The 26,073-nt window shown below is 43.6% G+C and carries 22 protein-coding genes; 12 read left to right on the forward strand and 10 right to left on the reverse strand.

Translation table 11 applies throughout. The features are described from left to right. The 3 genes from nagA to ACQEXU_RS08665 all read left to right on the forward strand — a co-directional run bounded on the left by nagA (position 1) and on the right by ACQEXU_RS08665 (position 5,167). Positions 1 to 1,137 carry an N-acetylglucosamine-6-phosphate deacetylase gene (gene nagA, locus ACQEXU_RS08655; RefSeq protein ID WP_427010483.1) on the forward strand — a complete coding sequence of 379 codons (1,137 nt, stop codon included), beginning with the start codon at positions 1 to 3 and terminating at the stop codon, positions 1,135 to 1,137. Positions 1,138 to 1,351: 214 nt separating this feature from the next. Beyond that, positions 1,352 to 4,171, forward strand: coding sequence for a M16 family metallopeptidase (locus tag ACQEXU_RS08660; protein ID WP_427010484.1), 2,820 nt, complete (start codon positions 1,352 to 1,354; stop codon positions 4,169 to 4,171). Between the two features lie 129 nt (positions 4,172 to 4,300). Continuing rightward, positions 4,301 to 5,167, forward strand: coding sequence for a glycerol kinase (locus ACQEXU_RS08665; RefSeq protein WP_427010485.1), 867 nt, complete (start codon positions 4,301 to 4,303; stop codon positions 5,165 to 5,167). Here the strand turns inward: ACQEXU_RS08665 and ACQEXU_RS08670 are convergent. The 6 genes from ACQEXU_RS08670 to ACQEXU_RS08695 all read right to left on the reverse strand — a co-directional run bounded on the left by ACQEXU_RS08670 (position 5,154) and on the right by ACQEXU_RS08695 (position 12,444). Next, positions 5,154 to 7,325, reverse strand: a complete 2,172-nt coding sequence (locus ACQEXU_RS08670) for a hypothetical protein (protein WP_427010486.1) — start codon at positions 7,323 to 7,325, stop codon at positions 5,154 to 5,156. The two genes, ACQEXU_RS08665 and ACQEXU_RS08670, sit on opposite strands and share 14 nt — an antisense overlap. 229 nt (positions 7,326 to 7,554) lie before the next feature. Next, positions 7,555 to 9,309, reverse strand: coding sequence for a hypothetical protein (locus ACQEXU_RS08675; RefSeq protein ID WP_427010487.1), 1,755 nt, complete (start codon positions 9,307 to 9,309; stop codon positions 7,555 to 7,557). Continuing rightward, positions 9,306 to 10,352, reverse strand: coding sequence for an OmpA family protein (locus ACQEXU_RS08680; RefSeq protein ID WP_427010488.1), 1,047 nt, complete (start codon positions 10,350 to 10,352; stop codon positions 9,306 to 9,308). Before ACQEXU_RS08680 ends, ACQEXU_RS08675 begins: the two co-directional genes overlap by 4 nt. Positions 10,353 to 10,898: 546 nt before the next feature. Continuing rightward, a complete protein-coding gene (locus ACQEXU_RS08685; protein ID WP_367989273.1) occupies positions 10,899 to 11,330 on the reverse strand; it encodes a YccF domain-containing protein in 432 nt (143 codons plus the stop codon). Between the two features lie 9 nt (positions 11,331 to 11,339). Then, positions 11,340 to 11,630, reverse strand: coding sequence for an antibiotic biosynthesis monooxygenase family protein (locus tag ACQEXU_RS08690; protein ID WP_427010489.1), 291 nt, complete (start codon positions 11,628 to 11,630; stop codon positions 11,340 to 11,342). An 82-nt stretch (positions 11,631 to 11,712) separates the two neighbouring features. Next, positions 11,713 to 12,444: a sulfite exporter TauE/SafE family protein gene (locus ACQEXU_RS08695; protein ID WP_427010490.1), complete on the reverse strand. Its 732-nt coding sequence runs from the start codon at positions 12,442 to 12,444 to the stop codon at positions 11,713 to 11,715. Between the two features lie 615 nt (positions 12,445 to 13,059). Between ACQEXU_RS08695 and ACQEXU_RS08700 the strand changes: the two genes are divergently transcribed. Further along, entirely contained in the window at positions 13,060 to 13,725 is a 666-nt protein-coding gene (locus ACQEXU_RS08700; RefSeq protein WP_427010491.1) for a hypothetical protein, read from the forward strand. 357 nt (positions 13,726 to 14,082) lie between these two features. Here ACQEXU_RS08700 and ACQEXU_RS08705 read toward each other — a convergent pair whose 3' ends face one another. Next, positions 14,083 to 14,661, reverse strand: coding sequence for a DJ-1/PfpI family protein (locus ACQEXU_RS08705; protein WP_427010492.1), 579 nt, complete (start codon positions 14,659 to 14,661; stop codon positions 14,083 to 14,085). Continuing rightward, a complete protein-coding gene (locus ACQEXU_RS08710) occupies positions 14,658 to 15,068 on the reverse strand; it encodes a rhodanese-like domain-containing protein (protein ID WP_427010493.1) in 411 nt (136 codons plus the stop codon). The genes ACQEXU_RS08705 and ACQEXU_RS08710 overlap by 4 nt, the downstream gene beginning before the upstream one ends. A 151-nt stretch (positions 15,069 to 15,219) precedes the next feature. Here ACQEXU_RS08710 and ACQEXU_RS08715 point away from each other — a divergent pair, with 151 nt between their 5' ends. The 6 genes from ACQEXU_RS08715 (at position 15,220) to ACQEXU_RS08740 (ending at position 21,972) form a co-directional block, all read left to right on the forward strand. Beyond that, positions 15,220 to 16,155 carry a helix-turn-helix domain-containing protein gene (locus ACQEXU_RS08715; protein ID WP_427010494.1) on the forward strand — a complete coding sequence of 312 codons (936 nt, stop codon included), beginning with the start codon at positions 15,220 to 15,222 and terminating at the stop codon, positions 16,153 to 16,155. Positions 16,156 to 16,470: 315 nt separating this feature from the next. Next, the gene (locus ACQEXU_RS08720) at positions 16,471 to 17,184 is read left to right on the forward strand and encodes a hypothetical protein (RefSeq protein WP_427010495.1); all 714 of its coding nucleotides are present in this window, start codon (positions 16,471 to 16,473) and stop codon (positions 17,182 to 17,184) included. Between the two features lie 87 nt (positions 17,185 to 17,271). Then, positions 17,272 to 18,498 (forward strand): proprotein convertase P-domain-containing protein, encoded by a 1,227-nt coding sequence (locus ACQEXU_RS08725; protein ID WP_427010496.1) that lies wholly within the window; start codon positions 17,272 to 17,274, stop codon positions 18,496 to 18,498. A gap of 207 nt (positions 18,499 to 18,705) precedes the next feature. Continuing rightward, on the forward strand, positions 18,706 to 19,302 hold the full coding sequence (locus tag ACQEXU_RS08730; protein ID WP_367989264.1) for an SPOR domain-containing protein: 597 nt from the start codon (positions 18,706 to 18,708) through the stop codon (positions 19,300 to 19,302). A 142-nt stretch (positions 19,303 to 19,444) separates the two neighbouring features. Further along, positions 19,445 to 20,467: a sensor domain-containing diguanylate cyclase gene (locus tag ACQEXU_RS08735; protein WP_367989263.1), complete on the forward strand. Its 1,023-nt coding sequence runs from the start codon at positions 19,445 to 19,447 to the stop codon at positions 20,465 to 20,467. A 248-nt stretch (positions 20,468 to 20,715) separates the two neighbouring features. Next, positions 20,716 to 21,972 carry an aromatic amino acid transport family protein gene (locus tag ACQEXU_RS08740; RefSeq protein ID WP_427010497.1) on the forward strand — a complete coding sequence of 419 codons (1,257 nt, stop codon included), beginning with the start codon at positions 20,716 to 20,718 and terminating at the stop codon, positions 21,970 to 21,972. A 44-nt stretch (positions 21,973 to 22,016) separates the two neighbouring features. Here the strand turns inward: ACQEXU_RS08740 and ACQEXU_RS08745 are convergent, their stop codons facing one another. Both ACQEXU_RS08745 and ACQEXU_RS08750 read right to left on the reverse strand, forming a co-directional pair. Beyond that, the gene (locus ACQEXU_RS08745) at positions 22,017 to 22,475 is read right to left on the reverse strand and encodes a hypothetical protein (RefSeq protein WP_427010498.1); all 459 of its coding nucleotides are present in this window, start codon (positions 22,473 to 22,475) and stop codon (positions 22,017 to 22,019) included. A gap of 174 nt (positions 22,476 to 22,649) precedes the next feature. Further along, positions 22,650 to 22,826 carry a hypothetical protein gene (locus ACQEXU_RS08750; protein ID WP_427010499.1) on the reverse strand — a complete coding sequence of 59 codons (177 nt, stop codon included), beginning with the start codon at positions 22,824 to 22,826 and terminating at the stop codon, positions 22,650 to 22,652. A gap of 232 nt (positions 22,827 to 23,058) precedes the next feature. Here ACQEXU_RS08750 and ACQEXU_RS08755 point away from each other — a divergent pair, with 232 nt between their 5' ends. Both ACQEXU_RS08755 and yegD read left to right on the forward strand, forming a co-directional pair. Next, positions 23,059 to 24,417, forward strand: a complete 1,359-nt coding sequence (locus tag ACQEXU_RS08755) for an endonuclease/exonuclease/phosphatase family protein (RefSeq protein ID WP_427010500.1) — start codon at positions 23,059 to 23,061, stop codon at positions 24,415 to 24,417. A 134-nt stretch (positions 24,418 to 24,551) separates the two neighbouring features. Continuing rightward, positions 24,552 to 25,904 carry a molecular chaperone gene (gene yegD, locus ACQEXU_RS08760; RefSeq protein ID WP_427010501.1) on the forward strand — a complete coding sequence of 451 codons (1,353 nt, stop codon included), beginning with the start codon at positions 24,552 to 24,554 and terminating at the stop codon, positions 25,902 to 25,904. Positions 25,905 to 26,073: the final 169 nt, after the last annotated feature.

Below are 26,073 nucleotides of genomic sequence, written 5' to 3' on the forward strand. Positions count from 1 at the left end.
ATGTTGAAAGCAATCTCTGCCCCTAGGATTTTTGACGGAGAGCACTACCATATCGACTCTGCTCTACTTTGGAGCAAAGGTCAGATCGAAGCAATCGTCCCCATTTTAGACGTTCCGCCTCATGCCGAACACCAACACTTTGACGATGCGCTGATCGCTCCGGGTTTCATTGATCTTCAAGTTAATGGCGGTGGTGGCGTGATGTTTAATAGCGACACCAGCGTTGAAGCAATCGATGCGATCTGTAAAGCGCACCGCCGCCACGGCACCGCCTATCTACTACCCACTTTGATCAGTGAAGCACCAACTCAACTTAACCACGCATTAAACAATACCGAGAGAGCAATCGAACTCGGTATTCCCGGCGTACTCGGTGTTCATTTAGAAGGACCTTGGCTCAACCCTGACAAAAAAGGGGCCCATGACGAAGCACGTTTCTACGCCCCTAATGTTGAGCAGCTTGAAGCCATGCCGTGGTTAAAAAAAGGCAGCACATTAGTCACACTGGCTCCCGAGAAAAACACACTCAATGCAATGAGGTGGTTAAAAGAGCATGGTATTCATCTTTCCTGTGGCCACAGCAATGCAACAACCCAACAACTGACCCAAGAGAAACTGCATTGCCTTGACGGATATACTCACCTCTTTAATGCGATGTCTGCGTTTGAAGGCAGAGAGCCCGGCGTAGTCGGTAGCGCACTTAGCCAAGACAGCGCTTGGTGCTCCATCATTACTGATGGTATTCATGTACACCCGCAAAGTGTCCTGTTGGCACACAAAGCCAAACCGAAGGGTCAATTAATCATCGTGACCGATGCCATGGCAACAGTAGGCAGTGATAGCCCTCATTTCGAATTAGACGGTGAGATCATTTCTGTCATCGACAACAAACTTGTTAATGCCAATGGCAGCCTCGCTGGTGCTCATATCGGCATGGATGAGTCCGTGGCGAATGTTATATCTTGGGGAATTGAAGAAGCAGAAGCGTTAAAAATGGCTTCAACCTATCCAGCCCAAGCACTAAAATTAAATAATCTTGGTCACCTCAAAATGGGGGCCACCGCTGCAGCGACGATTTTAACCTCGCACTATCAAACCGCTGGCGTGATGGTCGATGGTCAGTTGTTCACAGATTAACGCTCTTTCCTTTACATAAACGGAGGCATCGCCTCCGTTTCTCTTCCTCAAGTAAGGCATTACTTAGCTTCATCACTCCTCGTGTCATTCCACATCTGTTATTTATTCCCTTTATAAATGCCAAAAGAAAAAAGCTCGACTTCTATGGAACCAAACGATAGTTTTGTTATCTATCAATTTTATAAATGATAATTAACTACAAGAAATAATACTTATGTTTAAACACATCATTAAGCCTGCCGCTGTATTTTTGCTTGCTAGCTGGTCGTTCACAGCGCTGTCGGCACCCTCTCTCAATTCACTCTGGTACCCCAGCAGTGACATTCCGGTCGACGATCAATTTAAAGTCTCCATGCTGAGTAATGGTATGCGGGTGGTTATGACCGAAAACCACTTACCAAAACAAGGCCTCTCGATACAAATGTTTATTGATGCAGGCTCTTTTCAAGACCCTAAAGATTATCCCGGACTTGCGCACTTCTTAGAGCACATGGCATTTAACGGTTCTACTCATGTCGCGGAAGGCGCTATGATTCCGATGCTGGAGAAGCATGGCCTTGCTTTTGGGGCGGATACCAATGCCACCACCAGTCTGGGTTATACCTCTTATGAGCTTGATCTACCAAATGCAACACCTGAAGCAATTGATACGGCGCTGTTTTTACTTCGTGAGACTGCCTCTGAACTGACACTCGCACCGAAAGCGATTAAACGCGAGCGTGGGGTGATCCAAGCTGAACGTAGAGTACGAAACAGCCATGATTTTCGTAGCAGCCTGTCAAGAATCCAGTACTTACTTGGTGACACCAATGTGTATCAACGGTTACCTATTGGTACAAAAGAAGCCATTAATCAAATCGATCAGGCAGCCTTAAAAGCGTATTACCAAAATTACTATACGCCAGAGAACACGACACTGGTGATATCCGGCAATATCAAAGACAAACAGCTTGAGCAGAAAATTGATAAGTACTTTGCCAGTTGGAAAACCAAGTCAAGCTCGCATGAAATCGTTGACCCAACGGTGACCTACTCACTACCCAATAAAACCGAAGCTTACGCCAATATTAGTCCCAAAAACCAATCTGCTTCCGTTGGGCTCAATTTCATTGCACCAGAAGAAGACAAACCTTATTCAAAAGCCGAGCATATTGAATTCCTCAAAGAATATATCGGCATCAGAGCACTGAACTATCGGCTCGAACAATTCGTTAACCAAAGTGATGGTAAGCTTCGTGACCTAAGCGCCTCACTGTCAACAGAATCCGATGTGGTAAGCATTCGAAATATCTCTGTCGAAACAGAGCAAGGGGAATGGCGTCATGGTTTACAAACCATTCAACGATTGTTGAAACAAGCAACCACTTACGGCTTTAGCCAACAAGAAATCGACCGCCAGATCAAAATCATCGAACACAATCTTCAAGTGGATATAGAGCAGTCAAGCTATACCAACAATTCCGTTTTATCGGATCGCGTTGTCAATGCATTGGATTCGAAAGAGCCCTTAATATCAGCAATGACATACCAAAAGATGTTCAAAGAAGCGCGACCGCTATTCACACAAGATGCGATTAACCAAACTTTCCAACAACAATGGACAAACAAGAATGCGCGGATCTACCTTGCTGATCGTCAAGCACCTGAAGACATCAATCAGCAACTGATTCTGGCCTATCAAGCCGAGCAAAAAGTTGCGGTAAACCCTTATGAGTCTAAGCAGGCCACAGCGTTCGCATACACAGACTTTGGCCCTGCAGGTAAAGCAGTACCATTGCCACCCACTCAATTTGGGGATATTCAGCGATACCAATTCGATAATGGCGTACGACTCAATATTAAACCAACGGACATCGAACCAAATACAGTTTATCTGAACATTAACTTCGGTAATGGACGCCTTGGTTTAAGCAACGAAAATGCCCCTCTGTCAGCGATATTTGGCGTGGCTGTCGCAATGAGTGGCATGCAGCAGCACAACATTAATCAATTGCAGGATTTATTTACTGGTCGCTCTATGGGGCTCGATCTCGCAATGGGCGATTTCCACAACATCAGTAAGATAGTGCTGGATTCCGCGGATGTTCTAGACCAGCTACGAGTCTATGCAGCACTGTATACCGATAATGGTTTCCGTCAAGAAGCTTGGGATTCTGGAATTCGTCAATACCAAAACCAACTTGCAGGTTCTCAAAATGACCCCAATGCGGTACTAAACAATTACTTGTCAGCGTACCTTTTCAATCAAGATGCTCGCTGGACAATGCCAACCGTTGAACAATTAAATCAGTTCAATGTTAAGGATTTAAAACCCTTACTTGAGCAAGCTATTTACGCAGGACCTGTTGAAATCTCATTGGTAGGAGATATCACAACCGAGCAAGCCATTGAAGCGGTATCCAGCACCTTTGGTGCATTGAGCATCACAGCGCAAGCACCAGCAAAACCATATTCAGTCACCATGGGGCCAATCAAAAAGAAGACCGTGACTCTGTTCCATACTGGTGAGGCCGACAAAGCCGTTGTCGCCGCCTATTGGCCAATTCCAGACGGACGACACCCTGAACTCAACGTCAAATACACCGTATTAGCACGAGCTTTGCAAACAAAACTCGACAAGATCGTTCGGGAAGAGATGGGAGTGTCGTATAGTCCGTGGGCTGGCATCAACCAATCAAATTGGTTTGCCGACTTCGGTTATATCAGCCTAAACAGTAATACAAATACAGAAAATGTTGCGGCTGTCGAACAGGCTTATAAAAAAATCTGGCGATCACTTCAGGCTACCACGCTCACACCAGAAGAAGTGGAACAATTGAAAAAACCAATACTGGAGTCTTTGGCCCATAATCAGCAATACAACCAATATTGGTCGAACCTATCGACTGTAGCGCAATCACAAGCTGATTTGGTTGAAAACGAAACAAAATATACCGACGCGTTAAAAGCGGTAACCGCTACCGATATCCAACAACTCGCAAAATCTATCGATATCGATAAAGCACTTAAAATTAACGTTCTCCCCAAAAAATAACCGACAAAGGAGGCATCAGCCTCCTTTTTGTTGCTCTTCATCCTAACCGATACAACTCTGAAATCCGGATTTAAATGATTGATTCTATCCAGATCCCTCACCACAATAGAGCATCATTAGGAGAGAATTATGGCCGATAAATTATCCACTACAGCGCTTGCAAAGCTGCGTGATATCGAAGCAAAGCAGCTATTCACAGACTTAAAAACCGCTGGATATATTAACCGGGATGCTGAACATTGGGTGCTGACGGAATTGGGGGTTAAATTTGGTGGTGAATATGCCTCCCACGCTAAATTTGGCCAATTCATTGTCTGGCCGACAAACCTCTTAATTGATATGGAGGCCACCAGCGGGAAAACCCTGAGCGCTACCCAAATTGGTGAACGTTTCCAGCTCGCCGCGAAAAAAGTGAATCAATTGCTCAGTGAGCTCGGATGGATAATAAAAGTAGAACAAGGCTGGGAGGTAACAAAGGCAGGGCTGAAAGTTGGTGCTTACCAACGTGAAGATAAAGCCAGCAACAATCAATTTGTAGTCTGGCATGATTCTATTGTACGCAATAAACGGCTAAAACAGTCGGTGATTGAGTTTCTCGGCCAAGATTCCGAGGCTCATGCAACCGATAAGTCTCTCTCTAGTTTTCGCCAAAAATTCGAAGCGAAACATCGTACACTTGATGGCCATTATGTTCGCTCAACTGGTGAGCTGATCATCGATAATTGGCTCTACATGAACGGGGTGGCTCACGCATACGATCGACAACTGCCAATCGAACAAGATGTACTCAGTGACTTTTATTTGCCAACAGGCAAAGTCTACCTTCAATATTGGGGCGATGACCACGGCCCAAGTGATCCAAAAACCATCGCCGACCTGAAGTCCATTTACCAAGAGCACCAATTTGCTTTAATTGAGATTTACCCCGAAGAGATTGCTCATCTGGACGAGGTACTCCCCGCTAAACTGCGCGAATATGGGATTAAGGCGTATTAAGCTGCGTTATCCGTTTTATCTCTTCTTTGGTTAGTGGCGTAAAACGTGCTGGCGTTTCTAAAATATGCTTTAGCGCACCAATCGCGACGACTAGAGTCTTACCTTCAAAGCTAACTTGAATCGAGTGATAGTAAACATCATCACTGAGATAATCCTGAGGCTCAATATCAATAAAATACGTAAATGGTGTTAGCGGGTAGCCCGTACTTAATTGCAGTAGCTGCACCCCTCCAGCCGTGTAAAGCGCAACTTGATCATTGTCTTCATCCAGCAAGAAGTAAAGCGCACTTTCTCCATAATCACTTAGGTTCAATGTTGCTTGCCAATACCTAAGCCCTGTTTGTATGTTTCGGAGGATCACCCTATCGTCTTTTTCCCGGTAAAGCAGGCGATCATTTCCAACAAAAACAAGGCTTTTATTTTGCGAATCATCAACAAAACCACCACTCAGTGGCTCACTCTGATCGTAACCTGAATCATACAACTCGGTATTAAATTGTTGCGCTAATTGGAGCTTGCCAGAGTGATACTGGTAGAGATACACCGATTCATCATCAAACAATGCAAAGTGGCTTTCATCCGGACTAAATGCGATATGACTCTTGCTGTTAACATACAGGTAAGGCATCTCTTGCGTAACTTTGACCTGCATGGTGTTTGATTCCATTAACGTCAGCCGTTGCCCTCCTGAACCTACATATAGCATTAATATCCAACGCCCACTTGGCGACAGTAAGCTGCTATCAAGCATGTCTGTATATACGACTTGCGAATGGCACGCCTGGATCTGGTCCTGTTTCTCATCCAGCAAACAATACGTCAGTTTCGCAGTTTGAGCACTCATTAGTTGATAACCACCCAGCACCACTCCGGTTGCAGTTCGCGACGCCCAAACCTCTCGTGCTCTGCGCAGGTTATCCGCTTCTTTTGGCCATGGCTTGTCCGGTGAACTTTGCGTTAATATCGCGTCCACTAACAAGTGGGCACCAGCGATACCCCACCCCATTAAGTCCCAATGTGCGTTTTTGGCCAATGACAACAACTCAGCCGGTGTCGCACGTTGTAGCCGCTCCATCGCATAATCTTGTTGGGGTGTAATAGATTCAACCGTGGTTTTCCACTGAGATTCAAATGCCAGTACCTGAGGCAATCGAAGTACCTCCGTCGACTGATCTCGGCTGCACCAATCCGTTAAGCCATCGGCGACCCATTGACCAACAAACTCGACATTGCGGTTATAAAGCGAGATCCCTTCATCATCTTTAATGTATATCAACCCTTGCGTATCAATTTGTGCCTGCAGCGCTTTTCGTAGCTCTGCTTCACTGGGTACCGGCCCATGACCAATGTCATAAAAGTCCTTCGGCAGATTGCCCGTTAATAATTCATACGACAGCTGATGAAAGTGAATTTTGTTCTGTTGGATCGTGATCGCGCTATCGCACTGTTCTGAGGCATAAAGCTGACTAGGCGACTGCGCTTCCCAACGGATCATGGGTTCAAGTCCGGTTGGTGTCACCTTGAAAAAATCTGGGTATTGATTGCGCTGACCCTGTTGCTCCCGATGCGCACTTAAAAACACGCTGTCATTCTCTGCCAAAGCAATAAATGTCGGGGCCTCCATTGCAATGTCATCTAACGGATACTCCACTTCAAGAGTGAGGTCACGCGTTCGATAAATACTAAGCCACAATTGCTGCTGGCTATCGAGACTCAACACATAAAGTGTGTCACCCATGTCATCATGGGTGTAAGTCACAACCTGTCGCTCCGGTAAAAAATGGGCTGTTCCTTGCTCTGGAAGATAGAAAAAGCGCGAGCCCCACGAGTAAATCTGATAAGGCTTTAAATAATCCAATACTTGTTCCGCGGGGATTAAGCGAGAAGACCAGCGATCAGCCAAAGGTTGAAGATAAGCAAGATCTGGCTCAGAAAAATCCACGCGAGCCAGTGTCAACGCCCCTTCTGCAACATCACCACTTTGAATCGCCATGACCGCAGACTCAATTTGCTGCTCTGTCACTTGTCGTTGTGTTTGCCGATTCTGTTGCCAATAATGATAGCTTGCCGCTGTTATCACTGACGAACCCAGTGCAATCGCAACCAGTAAAGCTAAAGATCGTCGTTTGTCAGGTAAGGATGAAGGCGCTTGCTCCATAAACTGGTTGTTTCCTAAATAATTGATACCTTAATTTAAGCATCAAAGACGACATTGCTAAACTGGCAGCAAGCAAAAACTCTAGGTGGATATCAAGAGTTTCCTCTTTTCAAGGTGGCATTGTTTATTGAGTCACATAAGAGAATGAGATGGAATGTTTACGAAAATAGATGGGAATGGTACTGGTGAAAGTAATAACGGGTACAGTATGTACCCGTTAGTTAGTGGTCTACTTAGCACATGTTGTCATTAATACGGCTGAATCGCTCACATACCCTTGAGCTGCACCAGTATTTAAACTCACCGGACGATGTGTCCCCGATTTTGCCGCAGTTGCACTATTGTACTGATTATCGACCGGCCAGCCCCATGTGAATGAAACACCATCACGGCTTGCACCACCAGATATCACCGCATCGGCAAACGTATCAAGGTTTTGTCCAAGCCCAGTTGGCGCCGCATTACCTCCATTTGAACCAGCGTGACTGTCAGTATTGAAACTATCACTGGTCACAGGTAGCGACCAGTTGTCTGCGTCCGCACTGGTTAAGTTAGAGCAAAAATCCAGTGCTTTCGAAGAACCCGCCATATTCGATGGCACACCATTTCGGTACATTACCCAGTCGATGCCTGTTTGCATCGTGGTGCTATCTGGCTCGGGAAGATTTCCTAAAGCCAATACGTCTCTCATCTCATACTCGGCCATTGAAATCGGACGGTGGAACGTTGTCGGTGCGGCAATTTCAACCACATCGTGTGGTTCTTCAATCGTAACGGCTCGGGTTGGCTCCACACCGCGAGCGGTGATACCTACCTGACTGTCATAATACACCCCACCGACAACACACGCTGTTGCATCACTACATAGAGTGCCATCAGAGGCTTGCGTTTCGGATGCAAGCTGACATTTCTGGGCTGGAGTATAGCCTGCTGGCATGTCCACACAAAACTGAACATCTTTACCAATGTACTCGCGTGCCGCTGGTATTGCTAAATCACCGGCGTACTGCCAGTCATGGTCATCAACAATGCCATTGCCATTCACATCCATATAATATTGCTCATCTTTTAATGCCTCGATTGAGCCCACATTAAACTGAGTGGTAAACAAGGCTCCATCGACGGCACCAGTACTTTGATCAGCATATGTTAGATTGCCTTGCGGGCCATCATCATTACTCAAGTCCATTTTCCAGTGAAATGTAGAGCCAGATGGTAGGCCAAAGACATCGGCTTTCAAGTCTTTGCGATATTGCAGCTCACCCGTTAATGCGATGCCCCCCCCTAACGTTTTGTCACACACTAACGGACCCGGAAGATTATTTTCATCCACGGGGATCACACACGATTCGATCACTTTGCCATTTAGCGCATCAGGCACTGGCAAGATACAATCTTGATTCGCGCCAGTGGCACACTGTTGTACCGTTGGGAAGTTATCCGTTAACTCAACCCATAGAAAGAGGGATTGCCCTTCATTGGCCGATACTGGAGAACTGTAGCTATAAGATGAACGGATCTCTTCTCCAACAAACGGGACTGTTGTATCGTCAATGGTGACAACCGCTGTTGGCGCATCCGTCAAGTCAATCTCACTCACCACTTCAATTTCGGTACAGGCCTGTTGTCCTTCTCGTACGCCAGTTTTGGCTCTCGGTGTCACACAAGCAGAAATGGTGACATTCGCATCCGCTTTAGTTAGCGTGTACTTGTAGCTATCCGCTCCGGAAATTTTATTGCCATTGCGCAGCCAAGTGAAAAGGTGCGTATCACCTTCATCACCCTCTGCATCGTAGTAATTTCCGCTCAATATTACCGGTAAACCGGGAATAAACAGATCAGCCAGTGCACTATGAATCTCAAGGTTCTGAGCTTCAGGCGCATGATTTCCCCCAGCTGGGTCAGTAGGAAAACCATCATCACCGTTGCCACAACCTTGCAAAATACCCAGCGCAATTACCGGAAAAACATACGAAAGCTTCATTGCACATCCTCCGCTTGTTGTGAAACGACAAATTCTGGGATCACAATTTCGACGCGGCGATTCATGGCTCTGCCTTCCGCAGTCTGGTTATCAGCAACTGGAGCCGCTTCTCCACGGCCAATCGCCGTAATACGGTCACTCGTAATACCTGATTCAATAAAGTAGTTGGCAATGGCCTGAGCGCGTCGTTCTGACAATTGTTGGTTATAGCTAGCACTACCGACACTATCGGTAAAGCCTGCAATGCTCACGTTAGACTGAGGATAACGAAGCAACAGATCACGTACTTCTTCAAGTGGACCAGTCTGAGCCAGTTCACTGCTGTCAAAGGCAAATAAGGATGTATCGACCACAGTCTGATGAGACTTAACCACGGTTGTCGGCATAGGTTCAGGCGGCACTTCATCAGGAATCGTCGGCTCATATTCTTGATGACGTTCAACAGCTTCTTGTGTGCCAAACAGATACGCCAGACCAAAGGTGACTTGATGATGATCCGACTGACCAACCCATTCATCACCAACACCATCAATAAACTGGTATTCGATTTGCGCTTGCCAATCTGAGCCTAATCGATAACTCAAACCAGCACCAACGCCTAAATCCACACCATCAGCACTGCGTGATTGAAGTGGATGAGAGACTTCAGCATCCCAGCGTACCGCACCTATTTTTGAAAATATGGACCAACGCTCCGTCAACGGGTAAGAAGCTTTTGCAAAAAGGTCATAGGAATACATGGTACCTTCAGAAGTACCACTGCGATAATCTGCGACCGCTTCCCCTAAGTACGTATATCCGCCTTCCACACTTAACCATGGTAAAAACTGATAACCCGCATATACACCTCCGGCAACCGAATGGCGATCACAGCTTAGCGACCAAGCTTCACATCCGTCTTGGAAATATGCAGCTCCAACTTTTCCTCCGATATACCACTGATAAGGGTTTTCTGTGTTGAGTGCTTGCTCAGCAATGGCATAAGGAGAGGTTAAAACAGTAACGAGTAACAACTGACGACAGGCGCGTCGTGAAAAGTTCATTTCATCTTCCTCGAGTTTATTGGCTAACCGAACGCGTAATAAGCGTCATGCTAAAAAAAGTTACCCAGAAGATTGCGAAACAGTTGCAGGAGGGGCATTTAAGAAAAACTGTCATGTCCACAGTTTTTAAAAACACATGACCTTCCCACCACCGAAAAGTACGCTGGGCAGCTCATATATAAGTTAAGGAGATGAACAAAGTAAAATCAGGGTAAGAGCATAAATAACGCAGTGAGATATTGAGGCAATTTACAATTATTTAATGAAATTCTCGCATTAGTGACAAGTAAATCAATAGTGACAATATAACCGTGCAGCGCATCATAATAATTGCGCACATATGAAGAATATTTCTATTTCTTTCGTATTCATACCGACTTGGTGCCTGTATCTGTCGACACGTACACTCTTTGGTATTATCAACAATGAAACACCAGTATCATTTTTGATACAGGTTATATGAGAAAAATGAAGGATGGAACAACACGAGATAATAAAAAAGCACTAGGGAGAACCAGTGCTTTTTTGGTGAGGTAAGTTTTGCTCTTAACGATTATTCATAAAACGTGCAGCGGCCGCTTCTTCTTTTGAAACGACAGTTTTACCGATCGGCGCTAAAGAGATGTACGCCAGTTTCAAATGCTGCAACGCAAATGGAATACCAATGATGGTTACAAAGCATGCAACCGCAGACATGATGTGGCCAATTGCCAACCAAATACCTGCAAGTAAGAACCAAATAACGTTACCAATGAATCCTAGCGGGCTGGTACCAATATCTGACTCATTAGTCAGCTCGTCACGTCCAATCGCTTCCTGACCAAATGGGAAGAAAGAAAAATTCCCCATCACGAAGCACGCTCGGCCCCATGGAATACCAATGATGCTAATAAAAGCCAGCAAGCCGAAAAACCACCACAATAGCCCCATGATGACACCGCCAAACAGGAACCAAATAATATTACCTAATGTACGCATTGTATCTCCTTAGAAAACCCGCTCATAATGCTCTACGTTCGGGAATGGATCGTAAAAATGGTGTAAAAGTTTTTTCCATTCCTGATATTGAGCTGACTGACGAAAGCCTTGTTCGTGATCTGCCAATGTTTCCCAATTCACTAATAAAATATATCGATTAGGCGTTTCCATACAACGTTGAAGTTGATGAGAAACATACCCTTGCATCCCGGAAATAATACTCTGCGCCTTAGCAAAGTTTTGCTCAAATGCCTCTTCCTGAGCTGGCTTTACATCCAATATTGCAACTTCCAGTATCATGATCTTCCCTTAACCTAATATGAACAATGGCTTATCTTAACAAAGTCATGCGATACCGCGACTTAAAAGAACAATAATAAAGCTACAGTTGTAGCCCTTGCCATACTGCCGTCGCACCACTGATTGAACATAACAGGAGGGCCCCCGTACGTATTTTCTCCTTGGGAAGTGAATGCGTCGTCACACGAGCCAACTTATACCCTAACCAAGCGGCTGGCAGTAAAGGAACACTGATCCAAAGATGGTGTAACGTAAAGTATCCCGCCGGGATTTGAATGATCAGTGAAATGATTGAGCTGAAAACAAAGAATGCCGATAAATTGCCACGAAGTTGATTCGCTTCTTGATGTTGCAGTAACAATGCCATTGGCGGTCCACCGATAGCGCTGCTCGTACCAAAGAAACCAGAGAAGAAACCGGCTACCCCCATCCGCGTTGGCGTCAGTTCAATTCGAAATGGTAACAAGCTCACGACAACGGCAAACAGCACTAATACACCCAACCATAGAGCCAATACATCGGTCGACACCATGACTAATAGTACCCCACCCGCGATAGAACCTGGGACTCGACCGATCAACGCCATTTTTAACCCACCAATAGAGACACTGGCGCGATGTTTGAGTGCATTAAGGATCGAAATAAACAAGGCCACCAGACAAATGGGTGCCGGCACATAACTAGGAGAGATCAGAATAAGCAAAGGAGCAGCCACAATCGCCAAACCAAACCCGATTGCTGTCTGGACAAATGAGCCGAGAAAAATCAGAAAGGCAGCAATCAGCGCTGGTGTGGTAAACCATTCAGAAAACATAAAACCAACCGCAAGTTATTATTTGCTACCATCATAAACAATCACGCGACAATTCAGTTATCAATTTATTCAAGACTTAGCCGGTTTTCTGAAACTAACGGACTTTTAGCACAGGATGCGTGAGCAACTCACTTGCTAAGAAGACAAAAGATGGAGCCGATTAGCAGCTCCAACACCCGATTTCTTCCCTATTACAGTAAACAACTAGCTTAAATGATTGTTCTAACAAGAGTGCTATTTGGCTATCCCCTATGTTTTTACTTTACTGTCTTCATTTTTCTATAGAAATAACAATAACACTTATTAAGAAACCTCATAATATAAGCGCCTCACGACTATTAATTTAAAATTAATAGTCTTATTATAAAAAGTAATAAACATCTAATTATTTTCACCGAAAATTGACAATATTAGAATTCAATTAAGAAATACAGATATGTCAGAACAAAAACAATAGTTAATAAAAATAAATCAAAATAAGATCTCAATTCACGAAAGCTTATTTGCATAACTATCACCCCATAAAAAATGGAACCAAGATCAATTCATTCAATTTATTTCATAAAGTTATTCGTATATTGTTCGCATCACCAATATATCGATGAGGAAATATAATTGAAGTACCGCCCATCCATTTCAATACTGTTTATTTTTTTAATTATCATTACTTTCGTATTTATCTTTAATGCAAAAATAATTGGACCAGATACCAGTATTAAAACAAAAGAAAAACAATCTACCGATGTTAATAAAACAACTAATGAAGAAAACACTTCTAAAGTAAGCTCAATTAATACACAAACACTCCCAAGTCCAACAATTGATGAACTTAACAAAACAGAGCGAGCAGCAATAGAAAAACAACGAACACCTGAATCTATAGGGCATGCTTGGCAAGACATCCACACAACGCCAGAACTGGATAAAATCAAACCACACAGCCCTCTCATTAACAACATTAAAGCAATTAAAATCAAAGATATAGATAAATTCAGAACATTAAAAAAAGGAGATAAACTCACACTCGATCTACCAAATAACTCCAGCATTAATATCGTGATTAAATTTAGCGTTTTTCAAAATCATGGTATTCGAAGTTGGTCTGGCTATTTTGAAATAGAAGGCAAAAATTACCCGGCAACCTTCACCTTTGGTGAATCTTCAATATTAGGTTTTATTGGCCATCCAAACCGTGTTATTAGAGTAGAAGGCAACGGTTCGAACGCCTGGGTATATGAAGTGCCAAATAAACAAGGCCAACGTAACAATGACAAAAAATAAGCCTAACTTATAGTTTCATTGCACGTTTCATTCAAAATTAATATATTTCAAATAAAATACAATAATAATCTTACAATAAAATATAACAAACTATTATCATGATGATTGGTATATCTCATGTACTAGTTCAATATCAAAGTTGGCATTATGGATTTATATATAGAAGCACCTCCAAAATAATTAAAAATAAATACGAAATTAATACTAATGCATTAAATTTTGTAATAATGATATTAAATAATTGACGAGCAACCATGATATAGCTCCTTTTTACAGGAGCTATTTTTACACTTAAGTAAACGGTCTTTTAACTAATAACATTCTATTGTTCAAAAGATTAACATTTCATGAAAACGACTATCGGTTCTTACTCCACACATATTCCATTTGCTTCGCTGTTTGTTGGGCCAGTGGCCAAGACGCCAGTTTACCGACCAAACCAAGGCTCATATCGATGCCAGCAGATATGCCCCCAGAAGTCAGCACATTACCCTGCTCGACCCAGCGCTGATTTGCTATCACATCAAGAGCAGGATATCGCGATTCGAGATCAGCTAAATCTTCCCAGTGGGTAGTCACTTGAAGGCCATCTAATAACCCAGCTTCGGCAAGTAAGAATCCCCCTGTACAAACCGACGCTAAATATGTCACTCGCTCGGCTTGCATTTTCAGCCAATGAAGCACTTGTTGATTTTCTAATTGCGCGTGATGTTCGCCTCCTGATATTAGCAATAAATCATACTGTTCATGATTGCTAAAATCTTGATGAGGTATAACTTGAAAACCACCCCGTGCAGCAATGGGTTGCCAGCTCTGTGCAACTAAACTGATGTTCCAATCCTTTCCCGCCAACCGTTTTGCCGTACTGAAAACTTCAAATGGTCCCGAAAAATCGAGCACCTCGGCACCATCATAAATATAGATACCGATATTCATTTCGCTTTCACTGCCTCACTTTTAAGCTCAAAGCCTTCATCCAACCACCCTGTGATACCGCCAATCATCTTTTTTACTGGCCTTTGTAACTTTGCCAATCGGATTGCCGCTTTCTCCGTACCATTACAGTGAGGTCCGGCGCAGTAAACAACAAACATGGTCTCCTTGGGGTAACCTGCTAATGTCTTCTCATTTAATCTTGGGTGGGGAATATTCACGGCCCCCTCAATATGTCCTTGTTGAAATAACGCCTCCCCACGAACATCAACTAACACAAAATCTTGTTGCCCATTATTCAACGCATGGTGTACATCCCAACAATCCGTTTCAAAACGTAGTAAAGCCGAGAAATGGGCGTGTGCTTCTTCACTGCTAGCAGCAGGTATCCGAGTAACTGCACTCATCATGTCCTTCCTTTCCTTGATGCCTTTGTAACCAGTTTGGACACATTTCCTTTGCTCAAAAATTGGCTTATTAGACAAGGTTCGTTAATATCAAGCCAAATTGAAGAATGTCATATCGAACATCAAAACTGGAAGAGCTAACCAAGGAGAGGTCATGCATCGAGTAGCAATTTTAAGTCACCGTCACGTGTCACTGTTTGAGCTTGCCTGCGCCGTCGAGTTGTTTGCTCTGCCACGGCCAGAATTTAACCCTTGGTACCAAACCGATGTGGTTAACCTCGAAGATTGCGCCATCAATAGTACAGGGCAAATATGCCTTAATACGCAGTTTGTTGAGTCATTAGCGCCGTACGATACCTTGGTGATTCCGAGTTGGCCGACGGAACGTTACCCCATCCCAAACCGTATTCGAGAGCAGGTTAAGCACTTTGCATTGCAAAACAAACGCATCCTCTCATTTTGCTCAGGTGCATTTTTGCTTGCTGAATTAGGGTTAATTAATCATCGAAACGCGACAACACATTGGATGTTCGAAGACAAATTTAGACAGCGTTTTCCTCAAGTTAGCTATACCGCTAACGTGCTGTATGTTTTTGATGGAAAGATAGGTTGCTCTGCCGGCAGTGCTTCAGCGTTAGATCTTGGGCTGGCAGTGATCCGGCACGACTTCGGTTACCACGTCGCCAATCAAGTGGCAAAAAGGTTAGTTGTCTCTGGCCACCGCAATGGTGGACAAGCTCAGTTTGTCGACTCCCCTATATTAGAAATCCCCAATCAGTTTTCACAAGCGCTCGAATGGGCATTAAGTCATTTAGATCAACCAATATCCATCGATCAGCTCGCCACACAAGCCAATATGTCGCGACGTACATTTGATCGAAAATTCAGAGCAAGTTTTGATCTCTCAGCCAAAGAGTGGCTGACTCTCCAACGAATTGAACAAGCAAAAGGGTTACTTGAAAGTGCTGAGCAAAATATGGAACGACTTGCGCAGCGTACTGGCTTTGAAAATGCCGTCACAATGCGCCACCACTTTCGCCGTGTTGTTGGTGTTTCTCCAACACAATATCGGCAACAATTTAGCAAGTAAGCCTGTATATCTTCTCTTTTTGAAATTACTTTTAATTAATAGTGTTTTTAAATTAATTGTTCTAACGATAATAAAATAATCAACTTTTAATCTGACATTAATAATAAAAACACTAAATTAAGCTGTTCTTAATATGTCAGTATAGAAACAATAATTTAAAAGTTAATTTAAAGTGAGAACCTAACCCATAAAACTATATTTGTAGATTCATTACTCTACAAAATATGGAACCTATATCAAATCAATTTTATTTATTTTAAAAAATTTATTCTTATATTGTCCGAATCTTGGAAGTTTACAGATGAGGAAATATACATGAAATATAAACTGTCCATCTCATTACTACTTATTCTATTGGTTAGCGTGCTTTTCGTTTTTATCTTTGAAGCACCATCGTCCAACCCAAAACAAAATATAAAAACCAACAGCAAGCAGAATGAATCGTTTGAAGTGATTAAAGAACCGAGTCAAGCAGTCAGCACTTCTAAGCCGTCCCAGCTAGATGGCAACAATGAAGATGTCATGATCCCTAATAAAACTGATGAACCTGAGTCAATGGTTCAACCAGCGATGACTATAGAAAAAAAACGCGCACCCGAGAATTTAGGTAGCGCTTGGCAAGACATTAACTCCACCGTTGAACTCGATGTCCTTAAACCAGAGAGTTCACTAATTGAAAACATCAAAGCCATTGAAATAGAAAACATTTCTAAATTCCGCGCACTCAATCAAGGTGACTCACTCACGCTCAATCTGCCGGATAGTTCTGATATCAATGTCGAGGTGGAGTTCAACGAATTTCAGAATCAAGGCATTCGTACCTGGTCAGGCAATTTTGATGTAGAAGGACAAAATTACCCAGTGACGTTTACCTTTGGTGAGTCTTCAGTTCTTGGCTTTATTGGTCACCCAAATGGCGTAATTAGAGTTGAAGGAAAAGGAAGTAGTGCTTGGATATATGAAGTACCAACTAGACAGCCTCAACCTCATGATCACAGTCATGATCTCCCGGAGGGTATGTCTCACTAATTTCCATATTTAAACTAAGTCTATTTTAAATCAGAAAATTAAACATAGAACTTAATAAAGATTAAACACAACACTTAGGAAACTATTATGAAAAAAGCGTTATTGGCTGTAGCTGTAGCGGCGGGTATTTCTGCGCCTGCGTTTAGTGAAACGACAAATATTGACGTAATGGCAGTATATACAAAAGGAACCGCTGAATGGTTTAAAAATAAATCGAAAGATCATATTGCAGAGATGCAGCACCGTTTTAATGTGGGTAACCAAATATTGAAACGTAGTGGTCTTGATGTGCGTGTTAATATGGTTGCAACCAAAGAGTACAACTATGACTCATTACCAGGGCGTAAAAAATCACAAAGTGAAGCCCTCAGTGACTTGACCCCTGACGGATATTTCTCTAATAAATCTGCGCAAGATCCTGCGTTTAAAACCGTAGAAGCCGATCGTAAAGCAGCAGGTGCAGATATGGTTGCACTTCTGCGTCATTTCGATTTAGACAATACGCCTCAAGACTATGATCCGGTAAGACGATTATTCAGTTGCGGGCTTGCGTGGACCACATTCAAACAACCAGCGAAACAAACCATGTTTAGTCACTCGTATATGAGTGAGTTGTGTGGTGAAGATACCTTAATCCACGAGCTTGGTCATAATTTCGGTCTACAACATGCTCGCGCCCAAGGGATCGATCAGCGTGCCTATCCTGATGCTTATGGTCATGCCTCACAGAATAAATTCGCAACAACCATGGCTTACGGTTTTAAATTTGGTGTGCATGGGCCGTCTTACACCTTCTCCAACCCAGATACGCTTTGTGGCCCAACGGGTGACCAAGAACCTTGTGGCGTGAAGGGCGAAGCAAACTCAGTACGTGTTATCAATTTGCATGCACCAATCATTGCTAACATGTTTGAGAGCACCGGCACCGATACAGGTACTCCACCTCCAACAGAGCCTAAACCTGACGGACAATCTGAGTACTCTATTTCTAAGCCAATTGCTTTATTGGATGCCCGCACAACAGAAGTGCCATTTAACGTTGAATATAACGGTGAATTAAATGGTGTCTTTTTCTCTATTAATGTTAAACACCAATATATTGGCGATTTAGACATCAAACTGTACTCCCCGACCGACAAGTTCCTCCATCTTAAAGCGAGTAACGGCAACGACTCGGGTAAGGTATTCGAAACTAACACTCCTATTAACGGTTTAACTAAGGCAGATATCAATGGTCAATGGCGTTTAGTCATTCAAGATAAATACGCCGACGATGCCGGTACATTGAACAGCGCAACGCTTTCATTTAAGTAATTACTGGCAATTTTTATATGGCTCCTTTCAAGGAGCCATTTTGTATACAAAAACATCAGTTTTTTTAGCCTATTTTCAACCTGATGTAAGCACACTGTCAGAAAACTTTTTTCTAAGCAGTCTCTCAACTTAGATACGCACAGTTCGAGTCGGAACTCTATAGAATCCCATGCGCAAAAAAGCATTTAGTTAACCGGAGATTCCAACATGAAAACTATGTCTCGCAAGATGGCGGCATCAGCAATTGCAGCCACATTGTTGCTTGCAGGTTGTGCGACTTCAGAAAGCCCATGTAGCACAAACTACCTACTACCATCTCAGATCAGCGATGACAATTTCCAGTGTCAGGAAGCCTATAGCTCAAGCGAAACAAGCGCTGATAGTGAATACAACTACGATTACGACGCTGGTCTGAATAACCAAGATCCAGCAGATTCAGCATTGGTAACAAACACCATCCCTGAAGATGTTGAGATCAGTGAAGAAAACTCCGTTTCATCAGAAGAAGCTTACGCAGACTTAAACCCAACACATTACACCGTACAGGTACTTGCTCTACAAAAAGAGAAAGATCTGCGCAGCCAACTTAGCTTTTTACCAGGCGCAGACCCAGTTTGGGTAAACTGGACACGTTCAAACGGACAAAGTTGGTACGTGGTCATTTACGGTGATTACAGCAGCTACGAGCAGGCAAAACAGGCAATCAGCCGTTTGCCAAACCAAGTTCAAGCGCAAGGCCCATTTGTGCGCAGCTTCTCTGATGTACAGCGCGCTCAAGAAACGAACGTTGTACGATTACGATAAATCATGAATAGGCTGGAATTATATTCCAGCCTATATTTTATAAAGTCTCACAAATAAGACGAGCTTGTCGAATCTCTTTCCCTACACTTTGATCATAGTGATCACGTAATGAGAGGATATCGTGCAAGGACAGGATGTCGTTATGGAACCGAGCAAGTCAGGTAAATCAACACCGCAGTGCACCGTCAGCTTACCCATCGATTTTTTCGACGAACTGTCACGAGCCAATTCACTTGAAGAACTGCTGTCGACAACCACACACTGGATAAGACAAGTTTTCCGTTCAGACCGTACCAGCATTACGTTTAGTGCTGATAGCGAACACTTAAGACTTTATAAAGTTGATGGCAAAAACATCATTCCTCAAGATACATTGATCCCCATTTCTGAAACCTTTGTCGGTCAGGTATTTTTGCAAAAATTAGTCGCCATTTGTCCTGACACACGGGAATGCCAATGGAAAGACTGTCGCTGGTTAGAAAGTGCAAACTTGCTTTCATGTATGGACGCCCCTCTGATACACAACCAGAAGTGCTTTGGTACGCTAAATATTGCGCATCATAAATCCGATGCGTACTCACAACATGACGCCCTGATATTCTCGACCTTAAGCCAATGGATTTCTAAGCAAATTTACGAAAAGCAGCATCTGGATGAATTGCAGCTATTAGCAAACTTGGACCCACTCACCGGGATCCTAAACCGCCGAGCATTTCTTGATGCAACCAAAACCATCGGCCAACAACCGCGCCATTATGATGTGGCTAATGCCATTTTATTTATCGACATCGACAGCTTTAAGCACCTCAACGACACTTATGGTCATATGGCAGGAGATGAGATGTTGCAGGCGATTGCCAAAGTTGTTGAGCAATACAAGCGAGAGGATGATCTCTTCGCTCGCTTTGGCGGAGAAGAGTTCACGCTCCTACTGAGAAATGTCGATAAGGATAATGCGCTAAGAATTGCGGAAACGTTAAGAGCCTTAATCGAAGGTACTTATATCCAGAATAACGGTAAACGTATTCACTGCACGGCCAGTATTGGTGTCACCGTACCCGAACTTTCCGACTCTAACTTCCATCAGGCTATCGCAAGAGCTGACGAAGCTTTATATGAAGCAAAAGGACAAGGTAAAAACCGCGTTGTCTTTAAATGCTCTTGAGACTATTAGTTATAGCATTCTATAAAATAGCTTAATTTATCAACAACCAAACTACATTAAAATTTCGACATATAAATCCATTAAATACTAACAATCCAGAGTAATTAATTAAAAAATTAGCTTCAGTTAGTGAGACCGTAAAACACACGTTACATATCCAGCACATTCATCTAGCTCTCTAAAATGATCCACCTCACTAATTTCGTTACTATCCACCGCCTAAAATTCCAAAACAAGTTAATAACGAAGTGCAAGAATCTAGAAAAACAAGATATTTCAGTGAATTAACCAATAGATCTCATTGGTCAAAGCTGGATACTCACTGGATGCTCAGTTTATTTGGTACCGCCGTTGGTGCAGGCATTCTCTTTCTTCCAATCAACCTCGGTATTGGTGGCTTCTGGCCACTCATTCTGATGGCCCTGTTAGCTTATCCGATGACCTATCTCGCGCATCGTGGTTTAGCGCGCTTTGTTCTATCGTCAAAGAATAAAAATGCGGATTTTACTGATGTGGTCGAAGAACACTTCGGCTCTTATGCAGGCCGGTTAATCACCTTGCTTTATTTCTTTTCCATTTTTCCTATCTTATTGATTTATGGCGTAGGTCTTACCAACACTGTCGATAGTTTTCTGGTCAATCAGGCAAAAATGACACCACCGCCTCGAGAGCTCTTATCTGCAACGCTTGTCTTTAGCTTGATTGCGATTATGCTCGGTGGGGAAAAGTTAATGCTGCGTGCCTTTGCCATCATGGTTTACCCTTTGGTTGCAATTCTGGCGCTGTTATCACTGTATTTGATCCCAAACTGGCAAATGCCAGATCTTTCAATTCCTGATGGGCAACAATTTATCAGTACCGTTTGGTTAGCGGTCCCTGTGATTATTTTTTCATTTAGTCACACACCAGCTATTTCAAGCTTTGCGAACAAGCAACGACGCGAATACCCAAACAACTATCAGAAAAAGAGCGAGCAGATCTTAAAGCGAACCAGTTTGATGCTGATGGCGTTTGTCTTGCTGTTTGTATTTTCTTGTGTGCTGGCGTTATCACCAGAGCAGCTACAACAAGCCAAGTCCCTCAATGTTTCCGTGCTTTCTTACTTAGCAAATGTTACCGATAATCCGTACATCGCAACATTAGGGCCTTTAGTTGCATTTATCGCGATAACATCCTCATTCTTAGGGCACTTTTTAGGGGCTCGCGAAAGCATGAATGGGCTTCTCACCAAATACACCAAGTTGACTGCGATTCAATCTGACGCTGTTACCACGCTGTTCTTATTTTTGTCCATTTGGGCAGCAGCGGTGCTTAACCCAAGTATTCTTGGCATGATCGAAGCCCTATCAGGGCCTGTCATTGCGATGATTTTGTTTATCATGCCGATGGTTGCGGCTTTCAAAGTTGAAGCACTAAGACCGTATCGTCAAACTGCAGCGACTTACTTTATTTTGCTCACTGGGTTTGTGGCTATTTCTGCACTGATCTATAACTTGCTTAGTTAACCCAACGAAAAAGCGCTTACTGATAGTAAGCGCTTTGATAATCCTCAGCGAATGCCCGTTTGCTTAACACCCCTTCCCCCTAAATGCTTTACAGCAAAGTGGTAAAGCTTTCTTGGTTTAAAGTCACCCAACATCTCTAAAAACAGTGAATCAATCTGTTCTTTGGTGACCGGAACGGTATCAAGATATTGATAAAGCGCATCATGTACTAGTGATGCATGATAGGTATAAGGGCGCATGGTGCGGTAATCGATGTGCCCATCTGGCACCCCTAGCACCCATAAATTACAAATACTCCATTTTGGGGTACACCCATCCCATGCATAACCCGTGCGGTTGGCTTTTACGGTAATCACACCATCGACAGAAATATTTAACCATTCTGAGTCAAAGGCTTTCTCCAACTTCCAATTGGTTTTCTGGGTGAAATCCTCTTCGATTTTGAAGATATAGGGGAAGTTACCACTTCGCATGATCTCCCTCGGCTGTGGCCACTCTTCCATCGCACGTCTCCTGCAGTTACTTAACTCGATAAACCATTTATATGTGAAACACGTTAAAAAGCAATTCACTTAATAGTGAATTGCTTTTTCAATAAAAACTCACACTAATATAGTTGGTTTTTGTGTATCGGATACTTAACCGAACAAGGACTCTCTTAGTTCAGAGACAAATAACTAGTCTTCGGGAAACTCTGCACTTTGGGGAAGAGCTTCACTACTTGCATGCCATCGCTCAGAAGGATCAAACGACTCATCGCAAATATCGATTGAGAACCCCATCTCAGTGATCTCTTTCAGCGTAAGATTATCGGCAACATTGGCAATATCTCCGCGCTCATTACGTAATTCCATGTGATTTCCTTAGTTGTATTGCGACATCCATAATTATAGTGGACAACGCTCCCTTTAACCCTTCTATCGACTTAACTTCCTACGTTGTAGCTCAGCAGTCAATTTGGCATCAGTCACACAATTATCAACATCAAGACACCGTTATTGCATGATAGCGTGACAATCATCGTTTTATGCACCTATTTGAGTCTTTACACTTACAGCCGCCCTATCAAATGATATAGAGAACACGATGAAACTACTCAAAACTACGCTTGCTTTAGCCGTATCCACTGTGCTGTTAATGGGATGCGATGATACCAATGAAACTAACGATGAAGTGACTATCGCCGCTTTTAACCTCTCTTTTGATAGAAGCTCTTTCGAACAATTAGTCGACGAGATGGAAACCTCACCAGAGGAGCAACAAACCCTAGTCGATCAATACGTTACCGATAAAGCCAGTATGAGCGACAGTGACAAAAGCAAAGCGGAAAAAATCATACAGATCCGCAACGTGGCTGCAATCATCCAAACCAATCGTCCAGACGTTCTGATGATGGGTGAATACAACAACAGTGGTGACGGAAACGATCTGCGCGCGTTAACTGGTTTTCAAAACAACTACCTCAGCGTGGGTCAAAGCCCGAATAGCATTGATGGTGGCGACACGCTTAAGCCTATTTCATTCCCTTATGCAGAAAGCTTTGCCACAAACACTGGTCTAAACAGTAATCTTGACCTAGATAATGATGGTGTCGCAGGCAAAATGCCTGGCGATGCTTGGGGCTTTGGTTTATACCACGGCCAGTATGCTTTTGCGTTAATGTCTAAGTTTGAAATCGACAAAGCCAACACACGTACCTTCCAAAACTTCAAATGGAAAGACATGCCAAGCGCACAAATGCCAACCATTACAAACTGCAGCGATCCGCAGAACCCAATCCCGACAGGGATGGCTTGTGGTGACAATTGGTATAGTGATGCAGAATGGAATGACGTGCGTCTTTCTTCCAAAAATCATGTTGACGCACCAATCATCGTGCCAACAGAAGATGGCAACCAGACTATTCACCTCTTGCTATCACACCCGACTCCTCCGGTTTTTGATACCGTGACTGAACACAATAAATTAAAGAACAGAGACGAAATTCAATTTTGGGCAGATTACATCGACAATGCTGATTACATTTATGACGATGCGAATATGCGTGGTGGCTTAGCAGCCAATCAGCACTTTGTCATCATGGGAGATCTCAATGCCGACCCTGTGGACGGCGATGGATTCCAACAAACCATTGCTGGGTTATTGAACCACGACAAAGTCAATGGCAAAGCCACAGTGGGGAGTCTGGTGCCGACCAGTAATGGCGCGGCAGAAGAACACAGTGATAAGACCTACCCAGACCGGGTCACCAGCACATTTGGTTTACGTGTCGATCACGTGATCCCTTCTGTCACACTTGATGTAGAAGAGTCAGGCGTATACTGGCCTGCATCCAGTGAAGCCGGACATCTACTGATGAACGATAGTCGAATCGGTAAATATGGCAACGGCAAAGACATCTCATCTGATCACCGTATGGTCTGGATTAAAGTCGACCTTGATTAAGCACGCTTAATTAATTCATTCCCCCTAACACGGCATAGCCGCCAATATGGCGGCTTTTTTGTCCATAATCAGTGGTATTCCTTGAACGCTTGAGGTAGCATCTGCGGCCTTTTTAAAATCGAGCGGAGGTAACAATGTACATTGGTTTTGATTACGGAACAGCGAATTGTTCAGTAGCAAGAATGCAAGGAGACCAACCGCAACTCATTCCGTTAGAGGGAGAAAGCTTCTACATCCCTTCAACACTTGCGGCACCCACCCGCGAGTCGGTTTCAGAGCACCTGTTTCGTCACCGTGATATCAAACCGTTCGATGCCTTAGGGGAGCAGCTTCTCAGACGCTCGATTAACGCCAATAAAGAAGAAGATATCCAACTTCTGTTTGACGACGTCACCTTCGGACAAGCCGCATTAAATCAATATTTAACCGACCCACAAGAAGTCTATTACGTTAAATCGCCTAAATCCTTTTTAGGTACGATGGGGCTGCGCGACGTTCAGCTAAGCTTCTTCGAAGATCTGGTGTGCGCCATGATGGCAAACATCAAAACACAAGCCGAACATAATAGCGGTGGCGAGATCAAGCACACCGTGATTGGTCGCCCAATCAACTTCCATGGCCGAGGCGGCCATGATTCTAACCAACAAGCAGAAAGTATATTACGACGCGCGGCAAACCGAGCTGGGTTCCAGCATATTGAGTTTCAATTTGAGCCAGTGGCTGCTGGGTTAGAGTACGAAGCAACATTAACTAACGACAAAACCGTATTAATTGTCGACATTGGCGGGGGTACCACGGACTGCTCACTGATACAAATGGGCCCGACTTGGCGCGGCAAAGCCGATCGCAATTCAAGCCTCATTGCCCACAGTGGTCAGCGGATCGGCGGTAATGATCTCGACATTCACTTAACCTTTAAGACACTGATGCAATCTTTTGGTTTGGGTAGCCAAACCTTAAATGGCTTAGACATGCCACTGACGCAGTTTTGGAATCCTATTGCGATTAATGACGTCAGCGCACAAGGTAAATTCTATGGCCGGGAAAATCGTCGTGATTTGATTAACCTACATAAAGAAGCGCGCGAACCGGAAAAACTGGCACGATTAATCAAGGTTTATGAAGACACATTAGGTTATAGCCTGGTGAAAAAAGCAGAGGAACTGAAAATTGCCTTATCAGAACAAGGGATGGCGACAGCCCAGCTTCCTGTAGCGGCAGAGTTGCTGGATATCACCATTCAGCAAAGCGAGATGATCGACGCTATCGAAGTACCTAAGTCAAAAATGACCGAACTGGTCACTGAAGCGATTGAGCTTGGTGGCACCAAACCTGATGTAATTTTTATGACAGGTGGCTCAGCACGTTCACCTATCCTTCGCGCGGCGGTGGAACAAGCGCTGCCCGGCATTCCTGTCGTCAGTGGCAACTACTTTGGATCTGTGACCGCAGGGTTAGCTCGCTGGGCACAAGTCTGTTTTCAATAACGCTCTTTCATTTAGCCAGAAGATCTACTCTTAACTTCTGGCTAAATAGTGACCAAAGCAACATAAATCGTCTTGTCTTTCATAAAACATACTCACTTTGATCCATATCAAATCCAATTCAGCGCTTACCACACCATCCCGCCTATATTAACTAAATCTAAAATAATAA

This window comes from Vibrio sp. TRT 21S02, from assembly GCF_050113675.1.
In the GTDB taxonomy this organism is placed as follows: Bacteria; Pseudomonadota; Gammaproteobacteria; order Enterobacterales; family Vibrionaceae; genus Vibrio.

Coding starts and splice junctions, on each gene's coding strand:
- nagA (WP_427010483.1), top strand. CDS start 1: ATGTTGAAAGCAATCTCTGCCCCTAGGATTTTTGACGGAGAGCACTAC.
- ACQEXU_RS08660 (WP_427010484.1), top strand. CDS start 1,352: ATGTTTAAACACATCATTAAGCCTGCCGCTGTATTTTTGCTTGCTAGC.
- ACQEXU_RS08665 (WP_427010485.1), top strand. CDS start 4,301: ATGGCCGATAAATTATCCACTACAGCGCTTGCAAAGCTGCGTGATATC.
- ACQEXU_RS08670 (WP_427010486.1), bottom strand. CDS start 7,325: ATGGAGCAAGCGCCTTCATCCTTACCTGACAAACGACGATCTTTAGCT.
- ACQEXU_RS08675 (WP_427010487.1), bottom strand. CDS start 9,309: ATGAAGCTTTCGTATGTTTTTCCGGTAATTGCGCTGGGTATTTTGCAA.
- ACQEXU_RS08680 (WP_427010488.1), bottom strand. CDS start 10,352: ATGAACTTTTCACGACGCGCCTGTCGTCAGTTGTTACTCGTTACTGTT.
- ACQEXU_RS08685 (WP_367989273.1), bottom strand. CDS start 11,330: ATGCGTACATTAGGTAATATTATTTGGTTCCTGTTTGGCGGTGTCATC.
- ACQEXU_RS08690 (WP_427010489.1), bottom strand. CDS start 11,630: ATGATACTGGAAGTTGCAATATTGGATGTAAAGCCAGCTCAGGAAGAG.
- ACQEXU_RS08695 (WP_427010490.1), bottom strand. CDS start 12,444: ATGTTTTCTGAATGGTTTACCACACCAGCGCTGATTGCTGCCTTTCTG.
- ACQEXU_RS08705 (WP_427010492.1), bottom strand. CDS start 14,661: ATGAATATCGGTATCTATATTTATGATGGTGCCGAGGTGCTCGATTTT.
- ACQEXU_RS08710 (WP_427010493.1), bottom strand. CDS start 15,068: ATGATGAGTGCAGTTACTCGGATACCTGCTGCTAGCAGTGAAGAAGCA.
- ACQEXU_RS08715 (WP_427010494.1), top strand. CDS start 15,220: ATGCATCGAGTAGCAATTTTAAGTCACCGTCACGTGTCACTGTTTGAG.
- ACQEXU_RS08720 (WP_427010495.1), top strand. CDS start 16,471: ATGAAATATAAACTGTCCATCTCATTACTACTTATTCTATTGGTTAGC.
- ACQEXU_RS08725 (WP_427010496.1), top strand. CDS start 17,272: ATGAAAAAAGCGTTATTGGCTGTAGCTGTAGCGGCGGGTATTTCTGCG.
- ACQEXU_RS08730 (WP_367989264.1), top strand. CDS start 18,706: ATGAAAACTATGTCTCGCAAGATGGCGGCATCAGCAATTGCAGCCACA.
- ACQEXU_RS08735 (WP_367989263.1), top strand. CDS start 19,445: ATGGAACCGAGCAAGTCAGGTAAATCAACACCGCAGTGCACCGTCAGC.
- ACQEXU_RS08745 (WP_427010498.1), bottom strand. CDS start 22,475: ATGGAAGAGTGGCCACAGCCGAGGGAGATCATGCGAAGTGGTAACTTC.
- ACQEXU_RS08750 (WP_427010499.1), bottom strand. CDS start 22,826: ATGGAATTACGTAATGAGCGCGGAGATATTGCCAATGTTGCCGATAAT.
- ACQEXU_RS08755 (WP_427010500.1), top strand. CDS start 23,059: ATGAAACTACTCAAAACTACGCTTGCTTTAGCCGTATCCACTGTGCTG.
- yegD (WP_427010501.1), top strand. CDS start 24,552: ATGTACATTGGTTTTGATTACGGAACAGCGAATTGTTCAGTAGCAAGA.